Below are 8,780 nucleotides of genomic sequence, written 5' to 3' on the forward strand. Positions count from 1 at the left end.
TTGCCGAAGCGCATAACCGCGAAGTGATTGACGCCTTAATAGCCGCAGGAATTCACTGGCCCGATATCGAAGTTAAAGACCCTTCCGAGTTGCCGCTGGCAGGACAGACCTGGGTGGTTACCGGTACGCTGGAAAGCATGACCCGCGATGAGGCCAAGGCAAAGCTGCAAGCCTTGGGCGCGAAAGTGGCGGGGAGTGTGTCGGCAAAAACTACATCGCTAGTTGCAGGAGCATCGGCGGGAAGTAAATTAACTAAGGCCGAAAAGCTCGGTGTTGAAGTAATTGATGAGAAAGCTTTTTTGACACTACTGCAAGAGCACTCTATATGAGGTGGCTAATCTGTATTACGGCGCTGATTTTGCTGGCCGGTTGTGCCACGCCGCCACGCAATGTCGACAATATTTGCGAAATTTTTCGTGAAAAAGACGGCTGGTATAAAGACGCGCAAAAAGCCTCGGAGCGTTGGGGCTCGCCGATCCCCACGATGATGGCCATCATGCACCAGGAATCCCGGTTTCGCGCCAAGGCGAAGCCACCGCGTAAGTATTTTCTCTGGATCATACCGGCGGGCCGCGTTTCCGATGCCTACGGCTATGCCCAGGCCAAGGATGCCACCTGGGATTGGTACAAGAGCAAGTCCGGTCGGAGGGGTGCCGACCGCGATGATTTTGATGATGCGATAGACTTTGTTGGCTGGTACAACAACCAGTCTGCCCGCATGTGCAAAATCAACCCCGCCGATACTTATCACCTGTATCTCGCGTACCACGAGGGTCACGGCGGCTTTAATCGCCGCACTTTCCGTGACAAGGCCTGGCTAAAACGCGTCGCCCACAAAGTCTCGGCCCGCTCCCAGAACTATACCCAGCAGCTGGCAGCTTGCCGCGAAGAACTGGAGCGGGGCGGCTGGTTTTTTGGCTGGTTCTAGAGCCGTGCGCTTTGCTCGAGCGGGCCACCTTCCTGATCGGGGCTAAAAGGCTCTTTGCCATCCAAAAACAATAATGCGCATCATTCTCATTAGCGTGGAGCGATTTTCCATAATCCGCGTCAGTTTGTCTATTTATTACAAATTGGCCAGTTCGTTATACCAATGATTTCTTTTAAGTTTTTCTCCCTGCCGCGAAAACATTTATTTGCTGAATTTTGATTATCATTGTGCTGTAATCTTTCTGTTTTAGCTGGCGGAATGCCTTGGCGCGTCGTCTAGATGAGCGCCACAGCCGCCGTTCTGTATTTTTATAAGACGCAACGGAAAGAGCATTGAAACCCACAGACGTTAAAGACCCCGAGTATTTTCACAAGGTGGTCGATTGCCAGTATGCCTGTCCGGCCCACACTCCCGTGCCGGAATACATCCGCCTCATTGCCGCTCAACGTTACACCGATGCCTACATGATCAACTGGGAATCCAATGTATTCCCGGGTGTGCTCGGTCGCACGTGCGACCGCCCATGTGAGCCGGCCTGTCGTCGGGGGCGCATTGAGGACGAGCCTGTAGCTATTTGCCGCCTGAAGCGGGTAGCAGCAGACAATAAGTCCAGCATTGCCGACCGCTTACCGGCGATCCCCAAAACCAAAAACGGCAAAAAAATTGCGCTGTTAGGGGGTGGTCCGGCGTCCTTAACTGTGGCCCGGGATCTGATGCCTCTGGGTTATTCCATCGACTTGTACGATGACCAGCCCGCAGGCGGCGGTTTTATGCGCAGCCAGATTCCGGCTTTCCGGCTGCCGGAAGAGGTGTTGAATGAGGAGGTGAACATCATTCTCGATATGGGTGTGATGACCCAGTTCAATACGTACGTAGATAGTCTTAAATCTATTCTCGACAAGGATTACGACGCGATTTTTGTCGGCACCGGGGCACCGCGTGGACGAGACCTTGATCTGCCGGGCCGCAAGGAAGCCGACGCTAATATCCATATTGGTATCGACTGGCTGTCCAGTGTGGCTTTTGGTCATACCTCGACCGTTGGTAAGAAAGTTGTGGTTATGGGTGGCGGTAATACCGCGATGGACTGCTGCCGCACGGCTCGTCGATTGGGTGGTGAGGATGTGAAGGTGGTCGTACGCAGCCCCTTTGCTGATATGAAAGCTTCACCCTGGGAAAAAGAAGACGCCCAGCACGAAGGTATCCCCATTCTGGACAACCATGTGCCGCAGGAGTTTGTTGTAGAAAACGGCAAGCTCGCGGGTGTGATGTTTGAGAAGGTGGAAGCGCAATACGATGACAATGGTAAGCGATCACTGGTGCCGACTGGCGAAGAGCCGGTCTTTATCGAGTGTGACGACGTATTGATGGCCATCGGCCAGGAAAATGCGTTTCCTTGGATCGAGCGGGATATTGGCGTGGAGTTTGGAAAATGGGATATGCCAGTCGTTAACGAGGTTACTTTCCAGTCGTCCAATCCCAAGGTTTTCTTCGGTGGCGACGCCGCTTTCGGCCCAGAGAATGTTATTACTGCGGTCGCCCACGGTCATCAAGCTGCCATTTCCATCGATCTGTTCTGTCGGGGAGAGACTGTAGATCAGCGTCCGGCGCCCGGCGTTACGCTGGTCAGTCAGAAGATGGGGATACACGAATGGAGTTACGACAGCGCCGTTGAAGATGACAAGCGCTACGTGGTTCCCCAGGCTGAGCTGTCAAGAACACTGTCTGATCGCAAGCTGGAGGTAGAGTTAGGCTTTGATGCCGCAACCGCCTTTAAAGAGGCCCAACGCTGCCTGAATTGTGATGTGCAAACAGTATTTGCAGAAGACCGCTGTATTGAGTGCGATGCCTGCGTCGACATTTGTCCTACGGATTGCCTCACCTTTGAGGTCAACGATACCGAGGAGGCTCAGCTCCGCCAAAAGCTGAAAATGCCCGCGTCCAATCTGGCGCAAGATATCTATGTGTCGGACAACCTGCCAACCGGACGGGCCATGATCAAAGACGAGAACGTGTGCCTGCACTGTGGTCTGTGTGCCGAGCGCTGCCCAACCGCCGCTTGGGATATGCAGAAGTTTTATTACTCGGTAACGAAAGCGGGGCAGTAGGATGAATAGAATTCAGTCAGTTAACGATTTCGTTATCAAGTTTGCCAACGTAAACGGTACCGGATCGGCCAGTGCCAACAATATGTTTGCCAAGGCCCTGTTTCGTATGGGACTGCCGGTCAGTCCGAAAAACATTTTTCCCTCTAACATTCAGGGCCTGCCGACGTGGTTTGAAGTGCGCATCAGCGAAAAAGGCTATCTGGGCCGTCGCGGCGGTGTGGATATCATGGTCTGTGTTAATCCGCAGAGTATGGCGCGCGACATCCGTGAAGTAGAGCCTGGCGGTTATTTTCTCTACGATTCCAGCAAGCCGCTGGATATTCGTATGGTGCGCACCGATATCAACATTATCGGGATTCCGTTGATGGATATCTGCACCCGGGAATATGCCGATCCGCGTCAGCGTCAGCTGTTTCGCAACATTATCTATGTGGGCGCGCTAGCCGCCTTGCTCGACATTGAGTTCGACGTGCTCACCGGCATCGTGTCTGATCAGTTCAGAGGCAAGGAAAAGCTGGTGGTTCCCAACGTCCACGCTCTCGAGCTGGGCTACCACTATGCGCGTGAGCACTACGAGTGTCCCATCGGTATTCGCGTTGAGCGCCGCGACGAGGTGGGTGACAAAATTCTGATAGACGGCAATACAGCCGCGTCTCTCGGGGCGATCTATGGTGGCGCTACGGTTGCCGCCTGGTATCCGATTACGCCTTCTACCTCGGTTGTGGACGGCTTCGACAAATACTGCAAGCGTTTACGTATTGATCCCGGCAGTGGCAGCAAAAACTACGCTATCGTGCAGGCTGAAGACGAGCTGGCTGCGATAGGCATGGTCATTGGTGCAAGCTGGAACGGTGCGCGGGCATTTACCGCAACCAGTGGCCCGGGCATCTCGCTGATGAGTGAGTTTCTGGGGCTGGCCTATTTTGCGGAAATTCCCACGGTGCTGATTGACGTGCAGCGCGCGGGTCCATCGACGGGCATGCCAACGCGCACCCAGCAATCTGATGTGTTGGCCTGCGCCTACGCGTCACACGGTGATACCAAGCATGTGCTGCTGTTTCCATCCACACCTAAAGAATGTTTCGACATGACAGCCGAAGCTTTCGATCTGGCAGAAACCCTGCAAACTCCGGTGATCATGCTCACTGATCTTGATCTAGGCATGAACGATAATATGTCTGAGCCACTAACCTGGGAAGATGGCCGCGAATACAAGCGGGGCAAGGTGCTGAACGAAGAGCAGCTGGAAAGCATGAGCGAGCGCTTTGGTCGCTACCTGGATGTGGACGGCGACGGCATTCCCTACCGCACCTATCCCGGCACCCATCCCACCAAAGGCGCTTTCTTTACTCGTGGTACATCGCGTGATGAGTATGCGGTGTATACCGAAGACGGGGCCGAATATGAAAAGAACATGCAGCGCCTGCTGAAAAAATGGGAAACCGCAAAAACCGCCGTACCGGCACCTGAAGTTAGCAGCGACGGGAATGCGGTGGGTGTGATTCACTTTGGTACCAGCGCGGATTCCACCATGGAAGCCTTGGACTACCTCGCCGACGAGGGCATCAGGGTAGACAGTTTGCGCCTGAAAGCATTTCCGTTTAACGCCGAGGTTGATGACTTTATTGCCAGCCATGAAACGGTTTTTGTTATCGAGCAAAACCGCGATGCGCAGATGAAGTCGCTACTGGTCAATGAGTGCGAAGTGTCGCCCAAAGACTTGATATCCATTCTGAACTACGACGGAATGCCCATTACCGCAAGAAAGATTCGAGAGAGCATTGCTTCGGTTGTGCGTGGCGACAACGTGACGCCGTTACACAAAAAAGCCGGCAATAAGGAGTAATTACGATGACCTATCAGCGTCCCAATTTTCGTCATCCCGAACTGCCGGTCAATGAGCTGGGCTATACGCGCCGCAATTATGAAGGAGCGCTGTCCACACTGTGTGCCGGTTGTGGTCACGATTCCATCAGTGCAGCCATTGTGCAGGCTTGCTTTGAAATGTCCATCGAGCCGCACAAGGTTGCCAAGCTGTCGGGTATTGGCTGTTCGTCAAAAACACCCACATATTTTCTGGGCAATTCACACGGTTTCAACTCAGTTCACGGCCGTATGCCGTCTGTTGCTACTGGCGCGAACTTAGCCAACCGCGACATGATCTATGTGGGTGTATCGGGTGACGGTGACACCGCCTCCATTGGCATGGGGCAGTTCACCCACGCCGTACGCCGTAACCTGAACATGATGTATGTGGTTGAGAATAACGGCTGCTATGGCCTGACCAAGGGGCAAGACTCAGCCACAGCGGATGTGGGGTCGTCTAGCAAGAAGGGTGAGCCTAACCCGTTTGAGCCGATTGACCTGGCCAGCGTTGCGTTGCAGTTGGGTGCCACTTTTGTGGCGCGCAGTTTTTCAGGCGACCGCAACCAACTGGTGCCATTGATAAAAGCGGCAATCTCTCATCGCGGCTTTGCCTTTATCGATGTGATTTCCCCTTGCGTAACGTTTAACAACAATCCGGCGTCGACCAAAGGCTACGAGCATGTACGCGACCATCTGGCTGCGACCGGGACAGTGGACTTTGTGCCAGTAAAGCAGGAAATCACCACCAGCTATGAGGCGGGAGAATCGCAGGAAGTTACCCTGCATGACGGCTCCGTGGTGCACCTGCAGAAGGCGGATACGGAACTGGATATCAGTAGCCGGCGTTCTGCGCTGAAACTGATCAAGGACTACAAAGCCAAAGATCAGATTCTAACCGGCCTGTTGTATATGGATGAGGATTCGCGCGATCTGCATGAGATTATTGGAACCAGCAATAAACCCCTGCGCTCGCTGACAGAATCCGATCTCTGTCCAGGACAGAAAGTGCTGGATAACCTCAACGAAAGCCTGCGTTAGCTCGGCTTTCGCGCGCCGGGCAGGCTACTAGGCATTCGCGTAGGAGCTTGCCCGGAAAGACAGGCCTTTGCCTTACCCCTTGACCCCAACCGCAAAAACGCCGAAATTCTAACCTTTCCCTGTCACAAGGCAGCCCGCCATGATGGATCTGGTAGACGATTGGCAATACGTGTTGAATTTCTGGTTTGGTGATTCCAGCGACGATGGTGACGTCGCTGCAGAATATTCTGACCTGTGGTGGGGGAAATCTGATGATAGCGACCATCTGATCTGGGCTAAGTTTTCTCATAGGGTAGAGCAGGCTAGTTCAGGAGCATTGACTCACTGGCTAGACGTGCCGGAGGGACGTCTAGCGGCAATTATTCTTATTGATCAATTCAGGCGTAATATTTACCGAGATAAACCCGAGGCCTTTGCCGAGGATTCGCTGGCGCGACGCTGGTGTCGGGAAGGTTTGAGTGATTCAGTGGATCAATTGTTACGTCCGATAGAGCGGGTCTTCTTCTACCTGCCTTTAGAGCACTCTGAGTCGATGGATGATCAGGAAGAGAGTGTGCGACGGTATCGGGATCTGGTGGATTGTGCTCCCAAAGCACACCGGGAACTGTTCACCAACTATTTGAATTTTGCCCAGCGCCACTACGATATTATTGCGCGTTTTGGGCGCTTTCCGCATCGCAATGCAATCCTCGGGCGCGAGTCTTCGCCCGAGGAAATCGAATTTCTCAAACGGCCCGGGTCGTCATTTTGATGGTACTTTTGTTGCGCTGTACCAGATGGGCGAGCTCCACGCGCGCTCTTGAATAATGGGTGAGTAGAACGGCTCTTTTTCCGGATCAAGGCAGCACTTGCCATAAACATCCTCTCCCCAGGCACCTTCGTCTTTCGCTGCGGCCGTGGCTATTTCCGCCTGAACGGCACAGTTTGCGCTGAACGGATCCACGCCGGCGCTCTTGCATTGGAGGGTAGACCAGCGGCAGGTGGGGTTTTCGAGTACCCGCACGTAATAGAAGGCATTTTCGTCAGCTCGAAAGGTCGGGTCTTGCCACACCGTGCAGAGGCTGGCAAAGCCAGCCCCTTCGGGTGCGCAGCTTTTCGGGTTTACTGTGGCGCCAGTGTCACCGCCAGCTACGTTGAACACCTGTTCATGGGTATTTCCTTCGGCATCGGTCCAGCCTTTGATAATTTGCAATCGCTGCAAATCGGTGCCGATTCTTCCCGGTGGTCCCGGGTCTTTACTGGCAGCGACCAGAAAGCGTGGTGAGCCTTCGGTAGCCGCTGGTAAATCACCTCCCATGGGTACGCCATTTGCGTATGCGGTTCGAATCATGTCGGGGTTTTCACACAAATCGCTGGCCAGATTCCAGCCGCCAAAAAACCGCAGTGTCGGCCGGGTGCCGCTGGTTGCGTAGGTCTCCTTGCGGCGGATCGCATCGAACACCGCATCGCGGGTGTTCTGTTCCGCCCAAACCACAGCCAGGCCGCCGGCATTGGACGAGAAGTGATCCTGAATGTTTCGGTAGCCGGCATCACGGCGGCCCAGGTGGCCGGGATAGTTATCTTCCTCGGCGGCGCCGGGTGTTGCGCTATGGGTGTCGGTCGATCCGATAAAGCCCATCTTGAATGGGTTTTGCCCGGTATCCTGTTCAAGTCTGGTGCCGTCTTTGAGTACGTTGCGTACCATATTGCGCCGGCCAAAATCGTCAATTGCTACTGGGTCGGCTTCGAGTGTGCGTACCTCGCCAGCGACGCTGCCCAGCATGGCAAGGCTGTCATTCTTAATCTGCTCAAAATCACACGCTTCATCCGCGGTGGCCGCGCCGCGCCCGGCCAGGCGATCAAAGCGACATTCCGAGGCGCCTTTGTGCTGTATCAATTCCACAACGGGTTCAAAGGTCAGGCGGTCGTTTGCTTCCTGCGGGGTTTTCGGATCGGGAAACATCAGTCCGCCAGATAGGTTGGGATTATGCGGTATAGACATCACGTCACAGCCCGGTTTGCCTTCGAGGCATTCTTTACGCAGTAATTGCCACAGTTTCGGGAAGTTGTACGAGCCAGTGTCGTACGCAGAAATTGGCAGGTCAGTGACCTTTTCGTTGCGGAAAATCACGTTGCGGTGCAGGTTGTTAAATTCTGGGGCGTCAGTGTATTCGTAACCAACAAAGGTTGTGAACTTGCAGGCATCATTAAAGTCAGCGGTAGCTTTTTGGATGTTGTCCCAGGCAGATTTTTCTGCGGCGTCGCAGTCCGACAGCGTGCACGCAAAGCTGGATTCCTTCTCTTTGCCAGAGCCGGCAACGCCCAGATTTACCCAATAGTCCGCCGCCAGCAGTTGTAATATAAAAAAGGAGCTGCGCGTGGCGATACAGGCGGGAAACCAGTATCCGAGCTTGCTCGAATCCTGTGTACACACATGAATCGGACCAAGAAACTCCGCGTGGTCGGTGACAGCCATAAAATCCAGTGGTCGCTGAATCTGGGCTCTAACAGCCTGCTTACCATCTGCGTCGGGAAGGGTGATGGCTTCGCCTTTGCCGTAGCGATACGCCTCTCTGGGGTCATTGCGCTGGCTGGAAATGTACGAATCGAATGAATAGCTGGAATGCACATGCAGATCGCCATACAGCGGGCGTTTTACTTCCGTGTAATCTTGGCAAGGCTCGGCTATGGCCGACGCTGTGAAAAAGAGGCTGATACATAGTAATCCAAGGAGTTGTCTGACGGTTGGCATTAACATGGCGACAAAGCCTCGTTGCGTGATGACTGGATGTCCGCTAGAGCGGCTGGTGTATTATCAAGCATTAAAACACATGAATTAACCTGCTGGTAGCGGTTTTCTT

The 8,780-nt window shown here is 53.9% G+C and carries 7 protein-coding genes; 6 read left to right on the forward strand and 1 reads right to left on the reverse strand.

Features of this window, described 5'->3' with window-relative positions; translation table 11 throughout:
- The 6 genes from AC222A_RS18090 to AC222A_RS18115 form a co-directional block, all read left to right on the forward strand.
- Positions 1-329: BRCT domain-containing protein (locus tag AC222A_RS18090; protein WP_486775384.1), on the forward strand; the 329-nt coding region annotated here is incomplete at its 5' end.
- Positions 326-928, forward strand: coding sequence for a transglycosylase SLT domain-containing protein (locus AC222A_RS18095; RefSeq protein WP_486775385.1), 603 nt, complete (start codon positions 326-328; stop codon positions 926-928). The genes AC222A_RS18090 and AC222A_RS18095, both read left to right, overlap by 4 nt.
- Positions 929-1,260: 332 nt before the next feature.
- A complete protein-coding gene (locus AC222A_RS18100) occupies positions 1,261-3,036 on the forward strand; it encodes an FAD-dependent oxidoreductase (protein WP_486775386.1) in 1,776 nt (591 codons plus the stop codon).
- 1 nt (position 3,037) lies between these two features.
- Positions 3,038-4,882, forward strand: a complete 1,845-nt coding sequence (locus tag AC222A_RS18105) for a 2-oxoacid:acceptor oxidoreductase subunit alpha (protein WP_486775387.1) — start codon at positions 3,038-3,040, stop codon at positions 4,880-4,882.
- Between the two features lie 5 nt (positions 4,883-4,887).
- The gene (locus AC222A_RS18110) at positions 4,888-5,940 is read left to right on the forward strand and encodes a 2-oxoacid:ferredoxin oxidoreductase subunit beta (RefSeq protein ID WP_372750388.1); all 1,053 of its coding nucleotides are present in this window, start codon (positions 4,888-4,890) and stop codon (positions 5,938-5,940) included.
- 139 nt (positions 5,941-6,079) lie between these two features.
- Positions 6,080-6,691: a DUF924 family protein gene (locus AC222A_RS18115; RefSeq protein WP_372765257.1), complete on the forward strand. Its 612-nt coding sequence runs from the start codon at positions 6,080-6,082 to the stop codon at positions 6,689-6,691.
- Here AC222A_RS18115 and AC222A_RS18120 read toward each other — a convergent pair.
- Positions 6,683-8,677 (reverse strand): DUF3604 domain-containing protein, encoded by a 1,995-nt coding sequence (locus AC222A_RS18120; protein ID WP_372765259.1) that lies wholly within the window; start codon positions 8,675-8,677, stop codon positions 6,683-6,685. The genes AC222A_RS18115 and AC222A_RS18120 overlap by 9 nt on opposite strands.
- Positions 8,678-8,780 lie beyond the last annotated feature (103 nt).

The organism is Litorivivens sp., assembly GCF_057445395.1.